At 62.2% G+C, this 23,686-nt stretch carries 16 protein-coding genes, 3 rRNA genes and 1 pseudogene; 14 read left to right on the forward strand and 6 right to left on the reverse strand.

Annotation, left to right across the window (positions count from 1 at the left end; genetic code table 11):
• The first annotated feature begins 255 nt into the window (after positions 1–255).
• The 3 genes from ACX5I4_RS00005 to rrf all read left to right on the forward strand — a co-directional run bounded on the left by ACX5I4_RS00005 (position 256) and on the right by rrf (position 5,722).
• A 16S ribosomal RNA gene (locus ACX5I4_RS00005) occupies positions 256–1,778 on the forward strand.
• A gap of 538 nt (positions 1,779–2,316) precedes the next feature.
• Positions 2,317–5,453 (forward strand): 23S ribosomal RNA (locus ACX5I4_RS00010).
• Positions 5,454–5,605: 152 nt separating this feature from the next.
• A 5S ribosomal RNA gene (gene rrf, locus ACX5I4_RS00015) occupies positions 5,606–5,722 on the forward strand.
• Together the 16S, 23S and 5S rRNA genes form the textbook arrangement of a ribosomal RNA operon.
• Positions 5,723–5,846: 124 nt before the next feature.
• On the opposite strand, the gene ACX5I4_RS00020 is transcribed toward rrf, so the two are convergent.
• The 3 genes and pseudogenes from ACX5I4_RS00020 to ACX5I4_RS00030 all read right to left on the reverse strand — a co-directional run bounded on the left by ACX5I4_RS00020 (position 5,847) and on the right by ACX5I4_RS00030 (position 8,465).
• Positions 5,847–6,680: an alpha/beta fold hydrolase gene (locus ACX5I4_RS00020; RefSeq protein WP_461834852.1), complete on the reverse strand. Its 834-nt coding sequence runs from the start codon at positions 6,678–6,680 to the stop codon at positions 5,847–5,849.
• Between the two features lie 31 nt (positions 6,681–6,711).
• Positions 6,712–7,565: pseudogene (locus tag ACX5I4_RS00025) on the reverse strand (alpha/beta fold hydrolase).
• Positions 7,566–7,574: 9 nt separating this feature from the next.
• On the reverse strand, positions 7,575–8,465 hold the full coding sequence (locus ACX5I4_RS00030) for an alpha/beta fold hydrolase (protein WP_461834853.1): 891 nt from the start codon (positions 8,463–8,465) through the stop codon (positions 7,575–7,577).
• A gap of 75 nt (positions 8,466–8,540) precedes the next feature.
• Between ACX5I4_RS00030 and lysS the strand changes: the two genes are divergently transcribed.
• From lysS to dhaM, 9 genes are all read left to right on the forward strand, one after another.
• Complete coding sequence (gene lysS / locus ACX5I4_RS00035; RefSeq protein WP_461834854.1) at positions 8,541–10,070, forward strand: lysine--tRNA ligase; 1,530 nt, start codon at positions 8,541–8,543, stop codon at positions 10,068–10,070.
• A gap of 2 nt (positions 10,071–10,072) precedes the next feature.
• Entirely contained in the window at positions 10,073–10,249 is a 177-nt protein-coding gene (locus ACX5I4_RS00040; RefSeq protein WP_461834855.1) for a hypothetical protein, read from the forward strand.
• Positions 10,250–10,376: 127 nt separating this feature from the next.
• Complete coding sequence (locus tag ACX5I4_RS00045; protein WP_184740653.1) at positions 10,377–10,703, forward strand: histone-like nucleoid-structuring protein Lsr2; 327 nt, start codon at positions 10,377–10,379, stop codon at positions 10,701–10,703.
• A gap of 379 nt (positions 10,704–11,082) precedes the next feature.
• Positions 11,083–13,575 (forward strand): ATP-dependent Clp protease ATP-binding subunit, encoded by a 2,493-nt coding sequence (locus tag ACX5I4_RS00050; protein WP_461834856.1) that lies wholly within the window; start codon positions 11,083–11,085, stop codon positions 13,573–13,575.
• Positions 13,576–13,714: 139 nt separating this feature from the next.
• Positions 13,715–15,817: a S9 family peptidase gene (locus ACX5I4_RS00055; RefSeq protein ID WP_461834857.1), complete on the forward strand. Its 2,103-nt coding sequence runs from the start codon at positions 13,715–13,717 to the stop codon at positions 15,815–15,817.
• 87 nt (positions 15,818–15,904) lie between these two features.
• On the forward strand, positions 15,905–16,414 hold the full coding sequence (locus ACX5I4_RS00060) for an amino-acid N-acetyltransferase (protein ID WP_265980666.1): 510 nt from the start codon (positions 15,905–15,907) through the stop codon (positions 16,412–16,414).
• 491 nt (positions 16,415–16,905) lie between these two features.
• Positions 16,906–17,907, forward strand: a complete 1,002-nt coding sequence (gene dhaK / locus ACX5I4_RS00065; RefSeq protein ID WP_461834858.1) for a dihydroxyacetone kinase subunit DhaK — start codon at positions 16,906–16,908, stop codon at positions 17,905–17,907.
• 2 nt (positions 17,908–17,909) lie between these two features.
• The gene (gene dhaL, locus ACX5I4_RS00070) at positions 17,910–18,560 is read left to right on the forward strand and encodes a dihydroxyacetone kinase subunit DhaL (protein WP_461834859.1); all 651 of its coding nucleotides are present in this window, start codon (positions 17,910–17,912) and stop codon (positions 18,558–18,560) included.
• Positions 18,557–19,252 carry a dihydroxyacetone kinase phosphoryl donor subunit DhaM gene (dhaM, locus tag ACX5I4_RS00075; RefSeq protein ID WP_461834860.1) on the forward strand — a complete coding sequence of 232 codons (696 nt, stop codon included), beginning with the start codon at positions 18,557–18,559 and terminating at the stop codon, positions 19,250–19,252. The genes dhaL and dhaM overlap by 4 nt, the downstream gene beginning before the upstream one ends.
• Positions 19,253–19,309: 57 nt before the next feature.
• On the opposite strand, the gene ACX5I4_RS00080 is transcribed toward dhaM, so the two are convergent.
• On the reverse strand, positions 19,310–19,492 hold the full coding sequence (locus ACX5I4_RS00080; protein ID WP_461834861.1) for a hypothetical protein: 183 nt from the start codon (positions 19,490–19,492) through the stop codon (positions 19,310–19,312).
• A gap of 487 nt (positions 19,493–19,979) precedes the next feature.
• Here ACX5I4_RS00080 and ACX5I4_RS00085 point away from each other — a divergent pair, with 487 nt between their 5' ends.
• The gene (locus tag ACX5I4_RS00085) at positions 19,980–20,675 is read left to right on the forward strand and encodes a class I SAM-dependent DNA methyltransferase (RefSeq protein WP_461834862.1); all 696 of its coding nucleotides are present in this window, start codon (positions 19,980–19,982) and stop codon (positions 20,673–20,675) included.
• A 22-nt stretch (positions 20,676–20,697) separates the two neighbouring features.
• On the opposite strand, the gene ACX5I4_RS00090 is transcribed toward ACX5I4_RS00085, so the two are convergent.
• Positions 20,698–21,603 (reverse strand): HhH-GPD family protein, encoded by a 906-nt coding sequence (locus ACX5I4_RS00090; RefSeq protein WP_461838612.1) that lies wholly within the window; start codon positions 21,601–21,603, stop codon positions 20,698–20,700.
• 224 nt (positions 21,604–21,827) lie between these two features.
• Between ACX5I4_RS00090 and ACX5I4_RS00095 the strand changes: the two genes are divergently transcribed.
• Positions 21,828–22,547, forward strand: a complete 720-nt coding sequence (locus ACX5I4_RS00095) for a hypothetical protein (RefSeq protein WP_461834863.1) — start codon at positions 21,828–21,830, stop codon at positions 22,545–22,547.
• A 13-nt stretch (positions 22,548–22,560) separates the two neighbouring features.
• Here the strand turns inward: ACX5I4_RS00095 and disA are convergent, their stop codons facing one another.
• Positions 22,561–23,637 (reverse strand): DNA integrity scanning diadenylate cyclase DisA, encoded by a 1,077-nt coding sequence (gene disA, locus ACX5I4_RS00100; RefSeq protein WP_184740662.1) that lies wholly within the window; start codon positions 23,635–23,637, stop codon positions 22,561–22,563.
• Between the last annotated feature and the right edge of the window lie 49 nt (positions 23,638–23,686).

Here is a 23,686-nt window from a genome sequence, read left to right on the forward strand (position 1 = left end):
CTTTGTGAAGTTGCTCCGGAGCGATCCTGGACCCTTTGGTGGGTGTGGGTGGTGTCGGGTGTGTCTGTTGTTTGAGAACTCAATAGTGTGCCAAGTTTGTTGATACCGGTTTATTTTATATGAATTGGTTGAATTTTGCCGGGCCTTGTCCGCCCCTGTGGGTGGGGTCTGGTATTTTTGGCTGGTTTCAAATTTTGTGCAGCTGCTTCGACCGTTGTTTCCGGTGGTTGTGGTTGTGTCTGTTTTTGTTTTACTTCAACGGAGAGTTTGATCCTGGCTCAGGATGAACGCTGGCGGCGTGCTTAACACATGCAAGTCGAACGATGATCTCCAGCTTGCTGGGGGGATTAGTGGCGAACGGGTGAGTAACACGTGAGTAACCTGCCCTTGACTCTGGGATAAGCCTGGGAAACTGGGTCTAATACCGGATATGACCGTCTGACGCATGTCATGGTGGTGGAAAGCTTTTGCGGTTTTGGATGGACTCGCGGCCTATCAGCTTGTTGGTGGGGTAATGGCCTACCAAGGCGACGACGGGTAGCCGGCCTGAGAGGGTGACCGGCCACACTGGGACTGAGACACGGCCCAGACTCCTACGGGAGGCAGCAGTGGGGAATATTGCACAATGGGCGAAAGCCTGATGCAGCGACGCCGCGTGAGGGATGACGGCCTTCGGGTTGTAAACCTCTTTCAGTAGGGAAGAAGCGAAAGTGACGGTACCTGCAGAAGAAGCGCCGGCTAACTACGTGCCAGCAGCCGCGGTAATACGTAGGGCGCAAGCGTTATCCGGAATTATTGGGCGTAAAGAGCTCGTAGGCGGTTTGTCGCGTCTGCTGTGAAAGACCGGGGCTCAACTCCGGTTCTGCAGTGGGTACGGGCAGACTAGAGTGATGTAGGGGAGACTGGAATTCCTGGTGTAGCGGTGAAATGCGCAGATATCAGGAGGAACACCGATGGCGAAGGCAGGTCTCTGGGCATTAACTGACGCTGAGGAGCGAAAGCATGGGGAGCGAACAGGATTAGATACCCTGGTAGTCCATGCCGTAAACGTTGGGCACTAGGTGTGGGGGACATTCCACGTTTTCCGCGCCGTAGCTAACGCATTAAGTGCCCCGCCTGGGGAGTACGGCCGCAAGGCTAAAACTCAAAGGAATTGACGGGGGCCCGCACAAGCGGCGGAGCATGCGGATTAATTCGATGCAACGCGAAGAACCTTACCAAGGCTTGACATGAACCGGTAACGCCTGGAAACAGGTGCCCCGCTTGCGGTCGGTTTACAGGTGGTGCATGGTTGTCGTCAGCTCGTGTCGTGAGATGTTGGGTTAAGTCCCGCAACGAGCGCAACCCTCGTTCCATGTTGCCAGCACGTAGTGGTGGGGACTCATGGGAGACTGCCGGGGTCAACTCGGAGGAAGGTGGGGACGACGTCAAATCATCATGCCCCTTATGTCTTGGGCTTCACGCATGCTACAATGGCCGGTACAAAGGGTTGCGATACTGTGAGGTGGAGCTAATCCCAAAAAGCCGGTCTCAGTTCGGATTGGGGTCTGCAACTCGACCCCATGAAGTCGGAGTCGCTAGTAATCGCAGATCAGCAACGCTGCGGTGAATACGTTCCCGGGCCTTGTACACACCGCCCGTCAAGTCACGAAAGTTGGTAACACCCGAAGCCGGTGGCCTAACCCTTGTGGGGGGAGCCGTCGAAGGTGGGACCGGCGATTGGGACTAAGTCGTAACAAGGTAGCCGTACCGGAAGGTGCGGCTGGATCACCTCCTTTCTAAGGAGCGCCATTATCATTTCCGTGGTTGCCGCATGGTGGCCGTGGGGGTGTGTGGAAGCAAAGCCCATTGCGCAGGCGTCTGTTCTGCGGTGGGTGCTCATGGGTGGAATATCAGCAGATAGCGGCCGGTTGTTTCTTTCCTGTCCTTAGTACGGATGCTCTTTGAGTGTCCTGGAACGGTGCGGGTGGGGGGTGTCCGGTTTTCGTGTTTGGCACACTGTTGGGTCCTGAGGCAACAGGGCCATGGCCTGCGGGTGTCCTTCTTCTTTTTGGGGGGGCGGTGCGGGGTGTGGGTTTGGTGTTTCCGGTTGTCCTGGCTGCATGTCCTCGTGCGTGGTGGCTGCCCCTTTTTGGTGGGGTGGCTGGTGCGGGGGTGTGGTACGGGGTTGTTGTTTGAGAACTACATAGTGGACGCGAGCATCTGACACGGGCAGGCCCTTGGGGTTTGTCTTGTGTCTACAGCAATTTCTTTTTTTTGAACCCGGCCCTTCTTTTGGGGGGTCTGGTTCTCTCGAGAAGTCTTTGATTTTTGTGTGGTCAAGTTTTTAAGGGCACACGGTGGATGCCTTGGCATTAGGAGCCGAAGAAGGACGTAGGAATCTGCGATAAGCCTGGGGGAGTTGATAACCGAACTTTGATCCCAGGATGTCCGAATGGGGAAACCCCGCCAGGCGCGTTTGCGTGATCTGGTGACCCGCATCTGAACACATAGGGTGCGTGGGGGGAACGCGGGGAAGTGAAACATCTCAGTACCCGCAGGAAGAGAAAACAAGAGTGATTCCGTTAGTAGTGGCGAGCGAACGCGGATGAGGCTAAACCGTTCCATGTGTGATAGCCGGCGGGCGTTGCATGGGCGGGGTTGTGGGACTTTCCGTACTGGTTCTGCCGGACCGGTGGGGTGAGAGCATGAGCATAGGTGAACGGTCTTGAAAGGCCGGCCGTAGAGGGTGTGAGCCCCGTAACCGTAATGTTGTGTGCCGCCTGGAGAGGATCCCAAGTAGCACGGGGCCCGAGAAATCCCGTGCGAATCTGTCAGGACCACCTGATAAGCCTAAATACTTCCTAATGACCGATAGCGGACCAGTACCGTGAGGGAAAGGTGAAAAGTACCCCGGGAGGGGAGTGAAACAGTACCTGAAACCGTGTGCTTACAATCCGTCGGAGCAGCCTTGTAGCTGTGACGGCGTGCCTTTTGAAGAATGAGCCTGCGAGTTAGTGTTACGTCGCGAGGTTAACCCGTGTGGGGTAGCCGTAGCGAAAGCGAGTCTGAACAGGGCGAGTGTAGTGGCGTGATCTAGACCCGAAGCGGAGTGATCTACCCATGGCCAGGTTGAAGCGACGGTAAGACGTCGTGGAGGACCGAACCCACTTCAGTTGAAAATGGAGGGGATGAGCTGTGGGTAGGGGTGAAAGGCCAATCAAACTCCGTGATAGCTGGTTCTCCCCGAAATGCATTTAGGTGCAGCGTTGCGTGTTTCTTGCCGGAGGTAGAGCTACTGGATGGCCGATGGGCCCTACAAGGTTACTGACGTCAGCCAAACTCCGAATGCCGGTAAGTGAGAGCGCAGCAGTGAGACTGTGGGGGATAAGCTTCATAGTCGAGAGGGAAACAGCCCAGACCACCAACTAAGGCCCCTAAGCGTGTGCTAAGTGGGAAAGGATGTGGAGTTGCGAAGACAACCAGGAGGTTGGCTTAGAAGCAGCCATCCTTGAAAGAGTGCGTAATAGCTCACTGGTCAAGTGATTCCGCGCCGACAATGTAGCGGGGCTCAAGTACACCGCCGAAGTTGTGGATTTCAGACAGGGACAAGCCTTCGTGGTTCAGTCGTCTGGAGTGGTAGGGGAGCGTCGTGTGGGCGGTGAAGTCGCGGTGTAAACCAGCGGTGGAGCCTACACGAGTGAGAATGCAGGCATGAGTAGCGAAAGACGGGTGAGAAACCCGTCCGCCGAATGATCAAGGGTTCCAGGGTCAAGCTAATCTGCCCTGGGTAAGTCGGGACCTAAGGCGAGGCCGACAGGCGTAGTCGATGGACAACGGGTTGATATTCCCGTACCGGCGAAGGACCGCCCATGCCAAGCGGGGGATACTAACCGCCCGGAGCCTGCCCAAGCACCCTTGTGGTGTGCGGGTTTTGGCCGAGCGCGGGACCTGATCCCGGGAGGTAAGCGTATTAACAGGTGTGACGCAGGAAGGTAGCCGGGCCGGGCGATGGTTGCCCCGGTCTAAGGATGTAGGGTCAGCGATAGGCAAATCCGTCGCTGTGTCTTGGATGACGTTCCTGAGATCTGATGGGACCCCCGTCATGGGGGGATCCGGTGATCCTATGCTGCCTAGAAAAGCATCGGCGCGAGGTCTTAGCCGCCCGTACCCCAAACCGACACAGGTGATCAGGTAGAGAATACCAAGGCGATCGAGAGAATTATGGTTAAGGAACTCGGCAAAATGCCCCCGTAACTTCGGGAGAAGGGGGGCCCCAACCTTGAACACCGCTTGCCGGTGGGAGGGGATCGGGGCCGCAGAGACCAGGGGGAAGCGACTGTTTACTAAAAACACAGGTCCGTGCGAAGTCGCAAGACGATGTATACGGACTGACTCCTGCCCGGTGCTGGAAGGTTAAGAGGACCGGTTAGCCGCAAGGCGAAGCTGAGAATTTAAGCCCCAGTAAACGGCGGTGGTAACTATAACCATCCTAAGGTAGCGAAATTCCTTGTCGGGTAAGTTCCGACCTGCACGAATGGAGTAACGACTTCCCCGCTGTCTCAACCATAAACTCGGCGAAATTGCAGTACGAGTAAAGATGCTCGTTACGCGCAGCAGGACGGAAAGACCCCGAGACCTTTACTATAGTTTGGTATTGGTGTTCGGAGTGGCTTGTGTAGGATAGGTGGGAGACGTTGAAGCCCTCACGCCAGTGGGGGTGGAGTCATCGTTGAAATACCACTCTGGTCACTTTGGACATCTAACTTCGGCCCGTGATCCGGGTCAGGGACAGTGCCTGATGGGTAGTTTAACTGGGGCGGTTGCCTCCTAAAAAGTAACGGAGGCGCCCAAAGGTTCCCTCAGCCTGGTTGGCAATCAGGTGTCGAGTGTAAGTGCACAAGGGAGCTTGACTGTGAGAGAGACATCTCAAGCAGGGACGAAAGTCGGGACTAGTGATCCGGCGGTACATTGTGGAATGGCCGTCGCTCAACGGATAAAAGGTACCTCGGGGATAACAGGCTGATCTTGCCCAAGAGTCCATATCGACGGCATGGTTTGGCACCTCGATGTCGGCTCGTCGCATCCTGGGGCTGGAGTAGGTCCCAAGGGTTGGGCTGTTCGCCCATTAAAGCGGTACGCGAGCTGGGTTTAGAACGTCGTGAGACAGTTCGGTCCCTATCCGCTGCGCGCGCAGGAAATTTGAGAAGGGCTGTCCTTAGTACGAGAGGACCGGGACGGACGAACCTCTGGTGTGTCAGTTGTACTGCCAAGTGCACCGCTGATTAGCTACGTTCGGATGGGATAACCGCTGAAAGCATCTAAGCGGGAAGCTCGCTTCAAGATGAGATTTCCAAACACCTCGTGTGTGAGAGGCCCCCAGCCAGACCACTGGGTTGATAGGCCGGATGTGGAAGACAGGACCAACGACTGTTGAAGCTGACCGGTACTAATAGGCCGACAACTTACACCACACAAACAAAACTGCTTGCGTCCACTATGTGGTTCCCGAACAACAACCCGTTGTTGTCACAGGAACAAACCACAACTGAATAACAACACCACAATGTTGTAACCAGTCTTCCCACCCCCGCACCCAGCGTGCCGGCGGGACGGGTAACAAGGTTACGGCGGTCATAGCGTGGGGGAAACGCCCGGTCCCATTCCGAACCCGGAAGCTAAGACCCACAGCGCCGATGGTACTGCACCCGGGAGGGTGTGGGAGAGTAGGACACCGCCGGACATCTTTCAACGGCGAGGCCCCGACAGCGAATGTCGGGGCCTCGCCCATTAACACCCCCTCCCGCCGGAAGGCGCGATAAGTGAGCGGGCGTCCCGCCCGGGACCCGCCATACGTGAGCGGGCGTTTAGCCCGAGAAGAAGTCGGAAAGCTCGGCGATGAGTTTGTCCGGAGCCCGGATCACCCCGTCGTGGCCGTGGCCGGGGAGGATCGTGTAGCTCGATCCGGAGAGGACATCATGGATCTGACCGCACGCCACCCCGAAGTATGCCGGGCTCTTTTCTCCCACCACAATGAGCGTCTCCAGCGGCAGCTCGAGGAACGGCTCCGCGGGCATGTCGGCGGCAATGACTGCTTTGATCTCGCGTACGCCGGCCTGCATGAGGTCGCGCATTTGTTTACCCATGGGGGTGCCCGCCGTGAGCTTGTTGACGAGTGTCAGCATGGACAACGGCATCCTTGCGAAGGCGCCTTCCGTTTCGACGCCCTTCACTAGCACGGCGAGCCCGCGGTCAAAGTCTCCAGCCGCCGTCGCGCGCTCGTATTCGCTTGTCCAGTCGGCCTTCACGCTGTGGTTGACCGAAACTGCGGGGTCGTAAACCGCCAGGCGTTCCACAGGCAGCGTGCGTGCCGCGTGCAGGGCCACTGCGCCCCCGAAGCTGTGCCCGAAGACATCGGTGCAAGACGTGTGCTTCATGACCTCGGCGAGATCCCGGATGTCGACGTCGAGCGTGTAGTCGTTGGGCTGCGGCGAGGATTCGCCGCGGCCCCGGCGGTTGAAAGTATGCACTGGGCGGCCAAGCGAGGCGCTGAGCTTCTGCGCGAACTTGGAGTAGTCCGCGGCGGTCACCATCGAGGCGGGCACGACGACGACGCCTGAGCCGGCAGTCGCCAAGTCACCGCCCGTCGTGAAGAGCTCCAGGGTTCCGCCGTCGGCCGTTGTGATTTTCTCGCGCGTCATGCTTCGAGCCTAACGGAGCCGCAGGGTTCCGTCAGTCCTTGAAATAGCTGGAAAGGTCCGCCACAAGTTCCTTCACTGCTGCCGGGATGGACCCGTGGAAGCCTTTTGGCGACACCACCAGCGTGCTACCGGGGACGGCTGCGTACAGCCGCTCGGCGGTGACTTTGTAGTACTTGGGGCTCTTGCTACCCACCATGAAACGCGTGTTTCGAGGCAGAAGAGAGAAGTCCGGGGACGTGCGGCTTCGTCGTAGGCGGCTTTGAGTTCGCCGACGCCCGTTGGCATGAGTTCCCTGAGGACCTTATTGACCTTCGTGCGGGAGACGATGGCCATGAGGCCGGCCAGGATGGGCTCCGGGATCCGGGCCAAGGCGGTGCCGGGCTGCATGCCCCTCTTCATCCGGGCCATGGCACGTCCCACATTTCCGCTATCCACGGACTGGGCAAAGCCATCCAGCCAAGCGGTGTCCATGCTGCCGTCGATGTTTACTGCGGCATCGTAGACGGCAAGCTTGTTCGGCTCGTAGCTTGTTCCTGCGAACTCCTGCACGGCATTCAGAGCCACGGATCCGCCAAGGCTGTGGCCAAGGATGTTCCTGGCACCCGTTGCATCCATGATGGTGCGGACGTCCGCGATCTCCGTGGCCATGGAGTAGTTTGCGGGTTGCTCGGTTGAGCTGCCCCGGCCTCTGCGGTCGTAGACGTCAACCGCCCAGCCCTCGCCGAGTCCACTGGCTAGCGCCATGGAAAAGGGCCGGTAGATGAGTGCGGTCAGGAATGCGCCGCCAATGAGCATCACGCGGCGCTCTCCGGGCGCGTCCAGGGTGCCGTAGCTGTATAAGGCCAGCTTGCCGCCGTCGGGCGTAGGGACCTCACGTTCTTTCACCGTTTCATCCTAGGGTGACGCAGCCGGCGTCGTTGGGCCGTTGGCGAGGTAGCGGGCAATTCTCACGGCGAGCTGCTTCCCCGGCCGGAGGGGACCTTCGTGGAACTGCAGGGGGACCATCGCGAAGTCCACCGCGGGGATGGCAGCGGCAAGCTGCCGGCCGGTTTCGGCAAAGTAGGACGGGCTCCAGCCGCCGCTGAGCATCAGGGTCGGCGTTTTCAACTCCGCGTAGTCCTGAATGTGCGAGTCAGCCTCGATGATTGCGCGCATCTCGGACACCGCCGTGGGCAAAAGATCCCGCATCTCGTATCCCAACCTGGTCTTGGCGGAGAGGATACTGAGCACCCGCAAGGCCCCGAGCGGCAAATACGAAATCGGACCGGCGGTAGCGAGCCCCTGGACCAAATGCGCCCATGCGTGGTCGAGCTGGCCGGCCGAGACGGCCGCTTCCAGTTGAGGGCGCCATCGCCCGTTCAGGTTGCCGGACAGGGAAACGGCAGCGTCGTAGGTCACGAGCCGGGAAAAGGGAGCGCGCAAGGCTCCCTGGAGCGCCACGAATCCGCCATAGCTGTGCCCAACGACATCCGTGGAGCCGCTAGCCTTCATCACGGCAAGCAGGTCGCTGGTCTCAGTCGCGGCGGAGTAGTTGGGCGGCTGCGGCGCCGAGTGGCCGCGGCCGCGCCGGTTATAGGAGTGCACCGGCCTGCCAAGAAGGACACTAAGGTTCCTGGCGAATGGCCAGTAGAGGGAATCGGTCACCAGGGTGCCGTGAACAAGTACGACGCCGGGTCCTCCCGCCGCGCCCGGCGCGCCGGGAAGGGAGGCCGGGGCCGCGCGACGGAAGGAGTGCACCTCGAGGTGACCGCCGCCGTCGTCCGTTTCAACTGTCCATGTCTCCACAGCCCGAGTCTATGTCGGCGGTCGCGGCGGGCGAGGGTAGGGAACTCTAGGGAATCCCCGGTAAACTTGGGGATTGTGACTTCCGCAAACACCCCAGCCCAGCACAACGCCGCAGAGCCCGCCGACGCCAGCGAACAGATGCGCATCCGCATGGATAAGCGCAGCAAGCTGATCGAACGCGGCGCCGAGGCCTACCCGGTGGGTGTTGAGCGGACGCATTCCCTCGCCGAGATCCGCGAGAAGTATGCCCACCTCGAAGCCGATGAAACCACCGGCGACACCGTGGGCATCACTGGCAGGGTCGTGTTCGTGCGCAATACCGGCAAGCTCTGCTTCGCCACTCTCCAGGAAGGCGGGGTGGACGGGAAGGGCGTGCGCCTGCAGGCCATGCTCAGCCTCGCGAACGTCGGCGAGGAGACCCTCGCGGACTGGAAGTCGCTGGTGGACCTCGGAGACCACGTTTTCATCAAGGGCGAAGTCATTTCCTCCCGGCGTGGCGAGCTGTCCGTCATGGCCGACTCCTGGTCCATGGCCTCCAAGGCCTTGCGCCCGCTGCCGGTGCTGCATGCCGAACTCAATGAGGAGACCCGCGTCAGGCAGCGCTACGTGGACCTGATGGTCCGCGATGAAGCCCGGGAAATGGTCTACACCCGTGCTGCGATTACCCGATCGGTGCGCGACACCTTGGATCGTCGCGGCTATGTCGAGGTGGAGACGCCCATCCTGCAGCTCGTCCACGGCGGCGCTACGGCCCGTCCGTTCGAGACGCACATGAATGCCTTCGACCAGAAGATGACGTTGCGCATCGCCACTGAGCTCTTCCTCAAGCGCGCCGTGGTGGGCGGAATTGACCGCGTTTACGACATGGGCCGCGTCTTCCGCAACGAAGGCGTCGATTCCACCCACAGCCCGGAATTCACCACCCTGGAATGCTACGAGGCCTGGGCTGACCAGTTCGTCATGGCCGAGCGCATGAGGGAAATCATCCTCAACGTCGCCGACGTCGTGGGTACCCGCACCATCCAGACGGACGCCGGAGAGATCGACCTCGACGGCGAATGGGCCTGGGTTGCCGTCTACCCGGGGCTCTCCGAGGCTATCGGTGAGGAGATCACTCCGGACACCACGGTGGCGGAACTGCTGGCGATTGCCGCCAAGCACGAAGTCAAGGTGGATCCCAAGTGGGAGGCCGAAAAGCTGGTGGTCGAACTGTTCGGCGAAATCGTCGAGCCCACGCTGCTCAACCCCACCTTCGTCTACAACTACCCGCCCTCCGCGCAGCCCCTTGCCCGCCCGCACCGGGAGGACGGCCGCTTGATCGAGGCTTGGGACCTCATCATCGGTGGCATGGAACGCGGCACGGCCTTCTCCGAGCTAATCGACCCCGTCATCCAGCGCGAACGGCTCACCGAGCAGTCACGCCGTTCGGCCGCTGGCGACGTCGAGGCGATGCAGCTGGATGAGGACTTTCTCCGCGCCCTTGAGTATGGTGCTCCGCCCATGGGTGGCATCGGCCTCGGCATCGACCGTTTGGTCATGCTGTTCACCGGAGCGGGCATCCGGGAAACCATCTTGTTCCCACTCCTCAAGCCCGAAGGGCACTGACCATGGAATACATTGCCGTTCTTGCGCCGTCCGTTGTTGTCGGACTTCTCTTTTGGTTTGCCATGAAGGCAATCTTCAACGCGGACAAATCAGAGCGCCAGGCAGAAGCCCGAGCCCAGGAAGAAGCCGGTTTCGGAATTGCGAACCCGGCGAGCGACGGTTCAACGCCTACCAAATAGCTCTTTCCCGGGCCCGTTCCCCAAGATTTAATAGTGTCTTTGACGATCTGCCATGCCCTGGACGATAATATTTAATTAGTAGTCCAGCTATTCCGCATATCCGACCCCTCCAAAAGAGAGTCTTTTCATGGCACAGAAAGTCAAAATTATCCTCGTTGACGACCTGGATGAGGGCGCCGCGGATGAAACTGTCCGCTTCGGCCTTGACGGAGTCAGTTACGAAATGGACCTGTCCAGTGCCAACGCTGCCAAGCTGCGGGACGCTCTCGGGCCCTTTGTAGCCAAAGCGCGCAAAACCTCCACGGGTCGTGCAACGCGCAGCCGCGTTGCCGCAGGGAGAAACCAGGACTCGGCACAGATCCGTCAATGGGCGCGTGAGAACGGTTATACCGTAAACAGCCGTGGCCGCATTCAGGCCGAAATTCAGGAAGCCTACCAGAAGGCCAATTCCTGACACCAAGTATCAATACCCCGGCCCCTAGGGCCGGGGTATTGTCATTTCGCCGGCCGTTTCATCCGGCTGCCGGTAGCGTTTGACATGCTGGCTGCACTATTCACCGGAAGGCTTGGAGCCGGCTGTGAATATCCGGTATGCGGTCACGACGTTTGCTGGGGACAACGACGGCGGGTGGCGGGCTCGCGATGGCGGAAGCGAAGCCCCGCTTGGCTGTGGAAGATCTTGTGTTCAGTCCCCCAACCCCGCAGCAAGGACCCTTCGCGGCGTGAGTGAACTTATTCCCGGTGCGGCCATGTTTCCCCTGTGGCGAACACGCCCCAAAATTCCTGCGTTGCCACGTAGCATCAAAGTACGTCGTAGCTAGGAGTGTGGCGAAATGTTTGAGAGATTTACGGACCGTGCCCGTCGCGTTGTTGTGCTTGCCCAAGAAGAGGCACGCATGCTCAACCACAACTACATCGGTACCGAGCACATCCTCTTGGGTCTGATCCACGAGGGTGAAGGCGTTGCCGCCAAGGCGCTTGAGTCCCTGAGCATTTCGCTCGATGGCGTCCGCGAGCAGGTGCAGGAGATCATCGGCCAGGGCCAGCAAGCCCCGTCCGGCCACATCCCCTTCACCCCGCGCGCCAAGAAGGTACTCGAGCTCTCGCTCCGGGAAGCCCTGCAGCTCGGCCACAACTACATCGGTACCGAGCACATCCTGCTTGGCCTCATCCGCGAGGGTGAAGGTGTTGCCGCGCAGGTGCTCGTCAAGCTTGGCGCGGACCTCAACCGGGTCCGCCAGCAGGTCATCCAGCTGCTCTCCGGCTACCAGGGCAAGGAAGCCGCAGGCCCCGGCTCGGGACCTGGCCAGCAGGAAGGCACTCCGGCCGGTTCGGTGGTGCTGGACCAGTTCGGCCGCAACCTTACCCAGGCTGCTCGGGAAAACAAGCTTGATCCTGTGATCGGCCGCGAGCTGGAGATGGAACGCGTCATGCAGGTCCTCTCCCGCCGCACCAAGAACAACCCCGTGCTGATCGGCGAGCCCGGCGTCGGCAAGACCGCCGTCGTCGAAGGTCTCGCCCAGGCGATCGTCCGCGGGGACGTCCCGGAGACCATCAAGGACAAGCAGCTTTACACGCTGGACCTCGGTTCCCTGGTGGCAGGTTCCCGCTACCGTGGCGACTTCGAAGAGCGGCTGAAGAAGGTCCTCAAGGAAATCCGCACCCGCGGCGACATCATCCTCTTCATCGACGAGATCCACACCCTCGTGGGCGCCGGTGCGGCCGAGGGTGCCATCGATGCCGCGTCGATCCTTAAGCCGATGCTTGCCCGTGGTGAACTCCAGACCATCGGTGCCACCACCCTGGATGAGTACCGCAAGCACATTGAGAAGGATGCCGCCCTGGAACGCCGCTTCCAGCCGATCCAGGTCAAGGAGCCTTCTGTCGCGCACGCGATCGAGATCCTCAAAGGCCTGCGTGACCGCTACGAAGCGCACCACCGCGTGACCATCACCGACGGCGCCCTTGCGTCTGCGGCAACGCTGGCCGAGCGCTACATTTCGGACCGCTTCCTGCCGGACAAGGCGATCGACCTGATCGACGAAGCCGGTGCGCGCCTGCGCATCCGCCGCATGACCGCTCCGCCGGAGCTCAAGGCCATGGACGAGCGCATCGCCGAGGTCAAGATGGAGAAGGAATCCGCCATCGACGCCCAGGACTTCGAGGGTGCCGCCTCGCTGCGCGACAAGGAGCAGAAGCTCATTGCCGAGCGTGCCGAGAAGGAACGCAACTGGAAGTCCGGCGGCATGGACGATATCTCCGAGGTAGACGAAGACCTGATTGCCGAAGTTCTCGCGAACTCCACCGGCATCCCGGTCTTCAAGCTCACCGAGGAAGAATCCAGCCGCCTGCTGAAGATGGAAGATGAGTTGCACAAGCGCGTCGTCGGCCAGGACGAGGCCATCCGTGCCCTCTCCCAGGCCATCCGCCGCACCCGTGCAGGCCTCAAGGATCCCAAGCGCCCGGGCGGTTCGTTCATCTTCGCCGGCCCCACCGGCGTCGGCAAAACCGAACTCGCCAAGGCGTTGGCGGAATTCCTGTTTGGTGAAGAGGATGCCCTCATCACGCTGGACATGTCCGAGTACTCCGAGAAGCACACGGTTTCGCGTCTCTTCGGTGCCCCTCCGGGCTATGTTGGCTACGAGGAGGGCGGGCAGCTGACCGAGAAGGTCCGCCGCCGTCCGTTCTCGGTGGTGCTGTTCGACGAAGTGGAGAAGGCCCACGCGGACCTCTTCAACTCGTTGCTGCAGATTCTGGAAGATGGCCGCCTGACCGACTCCCAGGGCCGGGTGGTGGACTTCAAGAACACCGTGATCATCATGACCACCAACCTGGGAACCCGCGATATCTCCAAGAGCGTCGCGACCGGCTTCCAGTCCGGCACGGATACCACCACCGGCTACAACCGGATGCGGGCACGAGTCACCGAAGAGCTCAAGCAGCACTTCCGCCCCGAGTTCCTCAACCGCGTTGACGACGTCGTGGTGTTCCCGCAGCTCACCCAGGACGAGATCATCGAGATCGTGGACCTGTTTGTCACGCGCCTCGAGGCACGCCTCAAGGATAAGGACATGGGCATCGAGCTCACCACAGCTGCCAAGGTGCTCCTGGCCACGCGTGGCTACGATCCTGCCATGGGTGCCCGGCCGCTGCGCCGTACCATCCAGCGCGAGATCGAGGACCAGCTCTCCGAGAAGATTCTCTTCGGCGAACTGCACACGGGTGACATCGTGGTGGTTGACGTGGACGGCGAAGGCGACGACGCCAAGTTCACGTTCGCGGGCAACGCCAAGCCGCGCATCCCGGAAATCGCTCCGAGCGCCTAAGTTCCGACCCAAAGCTCCGTCCACTCCGAAAGGAGTGGGCGGAGCTTTTGCGTACCCGAACTCCGGAATATGTGAAAGCACTGTTTCACTCTTAGTGAACCTTTTGTGATCTGGCGCACATTGCGTGTTGAATCGGAGCATGGATTCGAATGCCGCAGAGGCCCCGAGCACACAACCCGAAACTCCTTTCCATGATCTGGACCACTACCTGGCCATCCCCCGGGTTGGTGGCCTGGCTCTCAGTCCGGACGGAAGCCGCCTGGTCACCACGGTTTCCACCCTCAACGCCAAAGGCACTGAATACGTCACGGCTCTTTGGGAGCTTGATCCTGCGGGAAAGAAGCACGCCCGCCGCATTACGCGCAGCGCCAAGGGCGAGACCGGCGCGGTGTTTGCCGCCAACGGCGACCTCTACTTCACTTCAGCCCGCCCTGACCCTGACAGTCCAGAGGCCGATCCCGTGAGCGCGTTGTGGCTCTTGCCCGCCGACGGCGGGGAGGCCCGGGTTGTGCACTCCCGCGCGGGCGGAGTCGGGGGCGTCATGGCCGCGTCAGCCGCGGATGCCACTTTCGTGACGGCCTCGGTGCTGGCTGGTTCCACCGATGAGGAAAACGACGAAGAGCGTCGCAAGAGCCGCAAGGACAACAAGGTGGCGGCCATTCTGCACACCGGCTACCCCGTTCGCTATTGGGACGCCGATCTAGGCCCGGCGCAGCCCAGGCTGTTCGCCGTGGAAAGCGGGGACGTGCCCGAGTCCGGAAAGCCCGCGACCGTGGACGCCACTGCGCCCCTGACGCTGCGTAATCTGACTCCCGACGTCGGCGGCAACCTCCGCAACACCCACGCGGTGGTCAGCCCTGACGGCAAGACGATCTACACGAGCCTGGCCAAGCCGCTCGCGAAGGCCGATACCCGGTTTGTGCTCGCCGCCGTCGACGTCGCTTCCGGGTCCCTCAAGGTGCTTTTGGACCATGGGGGGATGAGCTATTTCCCGGGTCCCGTGAGCCCTGACAACAACAGGCTTGCCGTCGTCAGCGAAAGTGACAGCACCCCCGGAGAGGCGCCCCAGGTCAAGCTCCACCTCTTGAACGTCGCGGCGGGAGAAACCCTTGATCTTGAACCGCTCGCGCCCGGCTGGGACCGCTGGGGCAGTCCCGCGGCTTGGCTTCCGGATGCGCGCTCGCTCCTCGTTACAGCAGACGACGACGGCGCCACGCCGGTCTTCCGTGTCGGCGTCGCTGACGGTACCGTCACCCGGGTGACGCATGACGCGGCGGCGTACACCGACGTCGTGGTTTCCCCGGACGGACTGAGCGCGTTCGCTCTGCGCAGCTCTTACGAATTCCCGGCGGAAGCTGTGCGGATCGACCTCGCCTCGGGCGACGTCGAGCGGCTACCCGCGCCAGCTGAGCGCCCCAGGATCAAGGGCTCGTTGGAGCGGGTGGAAACCACGGCGGCGGACGGCTCGCGGGTTCCGGCCTACCTCGCGCTACCGGACGGCGCATCGGAGGCGGCCCCGGCGCCCCTGCTGCTGTGGATTCACGGGGGACCCTTGGGCTCATGGAATGCCTGGACCTGGCGGTGGAACCCTTGGCTGCTCGTGTCAAAGGGGTACGCCGTACTGCTGCCGGACCCCGCATTGTCCACCGGGTACGGCCAACAGTTCATCCAGCGTGGCTGGGGTGAATGGGGCAAGGCTCCGTTTACGGACCTCATGGCCATCACCGACACAGTGGTCAATCGGCCCGACATTGACGAGACGCGGACTGCCGCGATGGGCGGGTCGTTCGGCGGATACATGGCCAACTGGGTGGCCGGGCAGACGGACCGTTTCAAGGCGATCGTGACTCACGCCAGTTTGTGGGCCCTGGACCAGTTTGGCCCCACCACGGACGCTTCGCAGTATTGGCTCAAGGAAATGACCGCGGAGATGGCCATGGAGAATTCGCCCCACCTCCATGTCGGAAAGATCAACACACCCATGCTGGTGGTCCACGGCGACAAGGACTACCGGGTGCCGATCGGCGAAGGCCTGAGGCTTTGGTACGAACTGCTGTCCGGCTCCGGGCTGCCTGCCGACGAGAACGGCGAGACCCAGCACCGTTTCTTGTACTTCCCGGATGAGAACCATTGGATCCTGCAGCCGCAGCACGCCAAGCTCTGGTACGGCGTGGTGGAGCACTTCCTGGCCAAGCAGGTGCTTGGCCAAGACATGCCTCTGCCCGCCGACCTGGGGCTCTAGGCTTCCCGGCTCGGAGGCTGGTACGGAAGTCGCCTCGAAAGTGAGGGTAAACCGTCCCAGCCTCCTTCGCCTCGTAAGATGGGGGCTGTGACTTCGACGTTCAGTATCCGCCCTGCCCGCACTGGCGATGTTGCCGCGATCAAGAGGCTTGTGGCGCCCCTGGCAGAGCAGCGAATCCTGATGGCCAAGGAGACGGTGGCCTACTACGAGAGCCTTCAGGAGTTCCGGATTGCCGAATCGTCCGACGGTGAGGTGATCGGATGCGGGGCTTTGCACGTGATGTGGGAGGACCTGGCCGAAGTGCGCACCTTGGCCGCGGACGACAACTGGCGGGGCAAGGGCGTGGGCCACGTCCTTGTTCAGCAGCTGCTGGAGGACGCGCGCGCCCTTGGCGTTGCACGGGTTTTCTGCCTGACCTTCGAAGTGGACTTCTTCAAGCGCCACGGATTCGAAGTCATGGCGGACCAAACGGCGGTCGACCCGCAGGTCTACTCGGAATTGCTCCGCTCCCATGACGAAGGCGTGGCCGAGTTCCTCGATCTTGCCCGGGTGAAGCCAAACACCCTGGGCAACACCCGAATGATCAAGTTCCTCTAGCTCCCAGTTTTTCACGCGGGGTTTCCGAAAGTGCTGCCTGTCAAGTCTTTACGTATATCAACTTGATGGATAAACTATTGGAGGCTCGGTTGCGGCGAGCCAACCATACTGTGGAGGCGAGAAATGAAGTACCACGTTATGTTTCCAGACTTTTCAGGTTTCCAGATAGACATGCCGCGCCCTGGCTCCTTATCGGAGTCGCGCAAGCGGGGGACCGGGGGTTGCATGCGGGAAGCGTGCACGGATCTCTGGCCGGACTCCTTGGCCAAGGGCGTAACAGCCCAGGATCCCAGCACCAGCCGATTGAAGGTCGGCGGGCCACCGCACTAACCATTTGCAATCCAGAACGTTTCAGAAGGGACAGCCATTGGGGGCTGTCCTTTCTGCGTTTCCGGGTTGGCAGCTTCCACATACGGAACCATTCCCCTACCGTGCCCGAGGCGCTGGTAGTAGGGTCAAATCACCTACCAGCAACGCCCCAGGAGCATGTCATGAAAAAGCTCATCAACGATCCCCGTGCCGTGGTGGACGAGTCCGTCGAGGGATTTGGCATGGCTCATGCCGAGCTCGTGGACGTCCATACCGATCCCATCTTCGTCGTCCGAAAAGGTGCGCCCGTGGCCGGCAAAGTGGCCCTTGTGTCGGGAGGAGGGAGCGGTCATGAACCGCTTCATGCCGGTTTTGTGGGGCATGGAATGCTCGACGCCGCTGTGCCGGGTGCCGTCTTCACCTCGCCCACGCCTGACCAGATCATTCCGGCCACTGCGGCAGTAGATTCGGGGGCCGGCGTCTTGCACATCGTGAAGAACTACACCGGCGACGTCCTGAATTTCGAGACGGCTGCAGAGATGGCCCAGGCCGAAGGAATCAGCGTCCGCACGGTTCTCGTCAACGACGACGTCGCGGTGGAGGATTCGCTCTACACCGCAGGCCGGCGCGGGGTGGGAGGCACCGTGCTGGTGGAAAAGATTGCTGGAGCGGCCGCCGAACGGGGGGATTCATTGGACGCCGTTGCGGGAGTAGCAGAAGGGGTTGTCCGCAACGTGCGGACTATGGGCGTGGCCTTGTCCGGCTGCACGGTGCCGCATGCCGGGGTGCCCAGCTTCGAGCTTGCTGACGACGAAATTGAAATCGGAATAGGCATTCACGGTGAGCCTGGCAGGCACCGGATCGCCATGGAGGGCGCCGACGCCATCACTAGCCGATTGTTGGATCCCGTCCTGGAAGACCTGGCCATCAAGGCCGGTGAAGAAGTGCTGCTCTTCGTCAACGGCATGGGCGGTACGCCCCTCAGTGAGCTGTACATTGTTTACCGCCGGGCGGCCCAGATCCTCGCGGAAAGAGGAGCCAAAGTGGAACGCTCGCTGGTGGGCAACTACGTCACGTCGCTTGAGATGCAAGGATGCTCCATCTCGGTGCTACGGCTCGATGACGAACTGACTGCCCTGTGGGATGCACCGGTCCATACTCCGGCCCTCCGTTGGGGGATGTGACTGTGGGTCTGGGGGTCGACTGGGCGGTTCAATGGTTGACGCTCTCCGCGAGGCTCATGTCCGAGCATCGTGAGGAACTGATCGCGTTGGACCGTGCGATTGGCGACTCGGACCACGGCGAAAACATGGACCGCGGATTCCGGGCCGTCATGGAGAAGCTCGCCCAAACTCCGCCGGAAACACCCGGTGCAGCACTGAAGCTGGCTGCGATGGCCCTGATGTCCAAGGTGGGTGGGGCAGCCGGTCCGTTATACGGAACCGCATATCTCCGGGCAGCCACGGCACTGGGAGAAAGCTCGGAGATTGATGCGGCGGCGCTCGCCGGTGCATTGACCGCGGCGCGTGACGGAATTGTTGCCCGCGGCAAGGCGGAATTGGGCGATAAAACGATGGTGGATGCGTGGTCCCCGGCGGTGGAAGCAGCGGATGAGGTCCTGGTAGCCGGCGGAGATGCCGTGGCCGTGTTAGCGGCTGCGGCCGAAGCTGCCGAGGTGGGCGCGGTGACAACCGATCCCCTGGTGGCACGCAAGGGCAGGGCAAGCTACCTCGGTGAACGCAGCGCAGGCCACCGGGATCCCGGGGCCGCATCTTCGGCGCTATTGCTGCGCGCAGCCGCCACCGCCGCGGGGTTCCCCGAGGGGGCCGCTGAATGACGGTGGCCTTGGTGGTAGTCTCCCACAGCCGGAAAATCGCGGAAGGCGCGGTGGAATTGGCCGCACAGATGGCCCCCGATGTGAGGTTCCATGCGGTGGGTGGGACGGATGATGGCCGGATTGGCACGGACCTCGAGAGAACCATCGCCGCATTCGAGGCCGGACTTGCGGAGGCCTCCGGGGACGGGGTGGTGGTGTTGACGGACCTCGGCTCTGCAGTCATGACGGCGGAGTCAGCGGTGGAATTCTGCAGTGAGCCGGACCGGGTTTTCCTTGCCGATGCTCCCTTGGTGGAAGGCCTCGTTGCCGCCGCCGTGGCCACGCAAGGTGGGGCAGCAGCCGCCAGCGTGAAGGCCGCCGCAGAATCGGTTCGGTTCGGTCCGGAGCCTGCTTTTGACGCGGCGGGGTCGGCTCAATCCCAGGGCAGGGGTGAGCCGGCGGAAAGCGACGAATTCGAGCTCATCAACCCCATGGGAATGCACGCGAGGCCTGCGGCGAAAATTGCGGGTGGACTGGCCGGCCTGGACGTCGAAGCAACGGTGAACGGCGTCGATGGCACGTCAATCATGGAACTTATGAGCCTTGCCGTGGGACAGGGCGGCAAGCTCAGGGTCGAGGCCTGGGGCAAAGATGCGTCGAAAGCCGTGAATTACGTCCGGCGGCTCGTGGAACAGGGCTTCGGGGAGATCTGAAGGGGCTCCGGGGAGAGTCGATTAAAGGCGGCTTTGTGGCCTTCGTGGCCCCGGAGTTCAGGCCTGCCGTAGGCCGTTGGCGTCCAGCAAGAGGCTTGCGGTGATCGTAGCAGGACACTGCTCGCCCCAGGGTTTGGCGCTCTTGGGCGTGAAGTCCAGTTTCCTGACCGGCAAGGAACCGCCGTTTGCGTCTGAGCCCGTCACTTCGACATTGATGGACGAGGCCGTCAATGTCCCCATGTTCAGGAACCCATAACGCGTGCCATCCGGTGACGAAACGGCAGAGCATGCTCCTTCGGGTTCGGGACTGCAAGATTGAGGAACTGACACACTGCCTTCGCGCAGCTCCAACCCCGACTCATGGCATTTCCCGTCTTGGCACGCCCTCATGTGCACGGTTTTGACCGTCGGCACGTACTCTGCCGCAATGGTCAGGGACACCACGGGGGCCATGGCAATTGCCGGGCAGACGGTCACTTGAGGCTGGCATCCCGAACCGAGCGCCGCCGTCGTGATCAATGCGATAGCGGCCCAAAACCTTCGCATAATGTGAGCGTATTCCTGCGGCGAGATGCCCGGAACGCCATACCGGCAACTGGCAGGCACATCGTTACAGACCTCTACGGACCGTTGCAGCTCTGCGACCTCATGGCGTTAGGCGTTCCGCGATCCAGGGCCAAGCTGGCTGCGAAGCCTCAGCCGGCTGAAAAGCAGTAGGGTTCTGGGCATGACTGAACTGGGCATGACTGAACTCGCGGACGTGCGCGCCACCCGCGCCGCGTACAACACAGTAGCCTCCGACTACGCCGAACTCCTGCGCAACGAGCTAGCCTCGAAGCCGTTCGACCGGGCCATGATAGGCACCTTTGCCGAACTCGTGGAGGCGGCTGGAGGAGGGGCAGTCGCGGACCTTGGTTGCGGTCCCGGGCGGATCACGGCGCACTTGGACTCACTTGGCCTGACCGCCTTCGGCATCGACCTCTCGCCGGAGATGGTGGCAGTAGCCCGCCGGGATCACCCGGGCCTGCAGTTTGACGAAGGGTCGATGGAGGCCCTCAACCTGACGGACGGCACGCTGGGTGGCATTGTCGCCTGGTATTCGATTATCCATACTCCGCCGGCACGGCTGCCCGGGGTGTTCGCCCAATTCCATCGGGCCCTTAGGGACGGCGGCCTGCTCCTGCTTGCGTTTCAGGCGGGAGACGAACCCCGGCATCTGGATTTCGCCTACGGCCACGAGATCGACCTCGATGCCTACCGCTTGCCGCCGGGACGCATCACAGAACTCCTTCGCCAGGCAGGCCTTGTTGTGGAAGCGCAGCTGCTCCGCGAACCAGACGGCATGTACGAGAAAACCCAGCAGGCCTACCTTCTAGCCCGCAAGCCGGCCCGCAAGCCGGCCCGCGAGCCCGCCCGCATGTGAAGGAAGCAGCGCCAACGGAAGCTCAGGCCGGGAGCCGCAGTCCGCCGTCGTGCATCTCGGCCAGACCGTCGCGCAGGAGTCCCTCGAGCGCCCGCTCCAGCTGCTCCGGGGCCGAATTCAATCGGTGCAGGACAGCCAAGGGCACCGCTATGCCGTCTGGAGCGAAGCCAAGGTCGGCTGCGGGGCGCTCGAACAGTTCGCGCGCCACGGGCGAGGCGGCCACGCGCAGGACGGCCATGACGGCACCCCGGAGCTGCCGATCTGTGCCGTGCCAGGCCTGGCCCTTGGGTGTGTACGTCGGCTCAGGCTCGCCCGCGGCAAGCCATGCGCAGGACTCGCGGACGGGGCAGTCGGAGCACTTCGGGGAGCGGGCCGTGCACACCAGCGCTCCGAGTTCCATGACGGAGGCGTTCCACCGGACGGAGAGCCCGGCGTCGTCGGGCATGAGCGATTCAGCGAGGCGCATCTCGGAAGCGGTGAGCGACGGCGCTGGCAGCGCCAATCCCGAAACGAGCCGGGCATGCACGCGCCGGATGTTCGTATCCACCACGGTTTCGCGCCGCCCGAACGCGAAAGCGGCCACAGCCGCGGCTGTGTAGTCGCCGACGCCGGGAAGGCTCAGCAACGCGCCATGGGTGTCCGGGACCTTGCCACCGTGCTTCTCTACAATCGCGACGGCGGCCCCATGGAGCCTGAGTGCGCGGCGGGGATAGCCAAGCCTGCCCCAGTGTCGCACGGCCTCGCCGGAAGGCTCCTTCGCGAGATCCGCCGGTCCAGGCCAGCGTTCCATCCAGTCTTCCCACACCGGCAGGACGCGAACTACCGGGGTCTGCTGCAGCATTACCTCACTGACCAGGATTCCCCACGGGCTGCAGTCCGGTGACCGCCACGGCAACACGCGGGCCATCTCGGAGAACCAGCGGTCCATGGACAGGTGTATGTCCGGGAGGTGGTGGGTGCCGGCAAATTCATCGGCGCCTGGCAATAGCATGTGGATCCTCGTCGGCGTTCGGGGAAGGCCCTGATGGCGGCCGATTCCTGCCATCCACTGTAGTGGAGCCAGCCAAGATGACAGACGTCATACTGGCTCCGATCAGGCCTCGGCGGCGTGGTGCGACGCCATCCCGGCCCGGTGTTGCCTAGCCTAGAAGAATGGTCAACAAGGGCAAGCAACCGCCAAGGGCGCGGACGTCGCCGTCGGCGAAAGGCACTGCCCGGACCGCAGGCGCAAGCCGTTCAAAGAATGCGGGGCGACCTCAAAGGCGCCGGCCGAGCCCCGCCGTCTACCGCCGTCGCAGGCTGGTAGTTTTTGGCGCCCTGCTGGTGGTCTTGGCTATGCTCGTGGCCGGGGCTGTGGCCATGAGTTCGTCGCTTGCGGGCAAGGCTGATTCCGGTGCGTCCAAGAACGATGCGAGCGGAGCTGTTCCCGTGGTCCAGACTCCCACGTCGGATCCCATTGCGGCCACGACGACCCCCTCTCCGACACCAGTCTGCGACCTCAACCTGGTGACGGTTACCGCATCCACGGACCAGCCCGCCTATGCAGCCGGGCAGAACCCGGTGCTGAGCATGAAGATCACCAACGGCGGAGCCGCTCCGTGCCAGGTCAATGTTGGCACGTCCCAGATGGAGTTCCTGGTGATGAGCGGCGACGACCGGATTTTCTCTTCGAAGGACTGCCAAGCGAAGGGCGAAGACCTCGTGAAGCAGATTGATCCGGGCAAGAGCGAGACGGCCAACTTCCCGTGGCAACGCAACAGGACATCGGAAGGCTGCGGGGTGGTCTCCGCCAAGCCGGCCAACGGCACGTACACCTTCAAGGCCGTCCTGGGAAACAAAGCGAGCACCAAGGCGATCTTCCAGCTGGGCTGAGGCACGGTGGGGACTAGAGGAACCGGTCCAGCAGGCTGGCCTCGGCCATGCGGCTGAGCCCTTCGCGGACGGTCCTGGCGCGCTGGTCGCCGATGCCGTCCACGGTCATGAGATCGTCGATGGTGGCGGCCATGAGGTTCTGGAGTCCCCCGAAGTGTTCCACCAGACGGTCGGCCACGGCCTTCGGAACCGACTTCAGCCCGGACAGGAGGCGGTATCCGCGGGGCTGCACGCCGGCGTCGAGCACATCCATGCCCCCGGCGAAACCGATGATGCCAGCGATCTTGCCGAGGTCAATCAGCTCGGTGGGGCCAAGGTCCAGGAGAGCCTGCACGGCGGCATCGATCTCCTCCGGTGAGGCATCGGCTCCGGCGTAGTCGCGGATGATGACGTCGCTGCCCGGGCCACGGCCCATGGTGAGCTCCTCCAACTGAAGGGAGAGCAGCCTGCCGTCCTCGCCCAGCTCCAGGACGTACTGCGCGATTTCCTCGGCGATGCGCCGGACCATTTCCTGGCGCTGCAGGGTAACGGCCACATCCCGAACGGTGACCATGGCCTCGATCTCGAGAGCAGAGAGGGCGCTAGTGACCTGATCCAATCGGGCGCTGTAGCGCTCAAGGGTTGCGAGGGCCTGGTTGGCCCGCGCGAGGACCTTCTCGGAGCCCTCGAGCACGTGCCGGAGACCGTTGACGTAGAGGGCGATGATCTGCATGGACTGGCTGACCGAAATCACCGGCACCCCGGTCTGGATGGCTACGCGCTCGGCCGTCCTGTGACGCGTTCCAGATTCCTGGGTCTCGATGCTCGAGTCCGGCACAAGCTGGACCGCGGCACGGAGGATGTTCCCGGCGTCCTTGTCGCAAATGATGGCGCCGTCCATCTTCGCGAGCTCACGCAGGCGCGTGGGGGAGAAGTCGATGCCGATTTCAAAACCGCCCGAGCAGATCGACTCGATGGTCCTGTCTGTACCCAGCACGATCAGGGCACCGGTGCGCCCGCGGAGGATGCGTTCCAGACCGTCGCGCAACGGTGTTCCAGGTGCCACCCTGCCCAGAGTCGCCTTGAGCGATTCTTCGGGGCTCCGAGCCATAGGTGTTCCCTTCAAAGGTGCAAGCAGACGCGCCCGCGATTATGCCGGT

It is taken from the genome of Arthrobacter sp. MMS24-S77 (genome assembly GCF_054888235.1).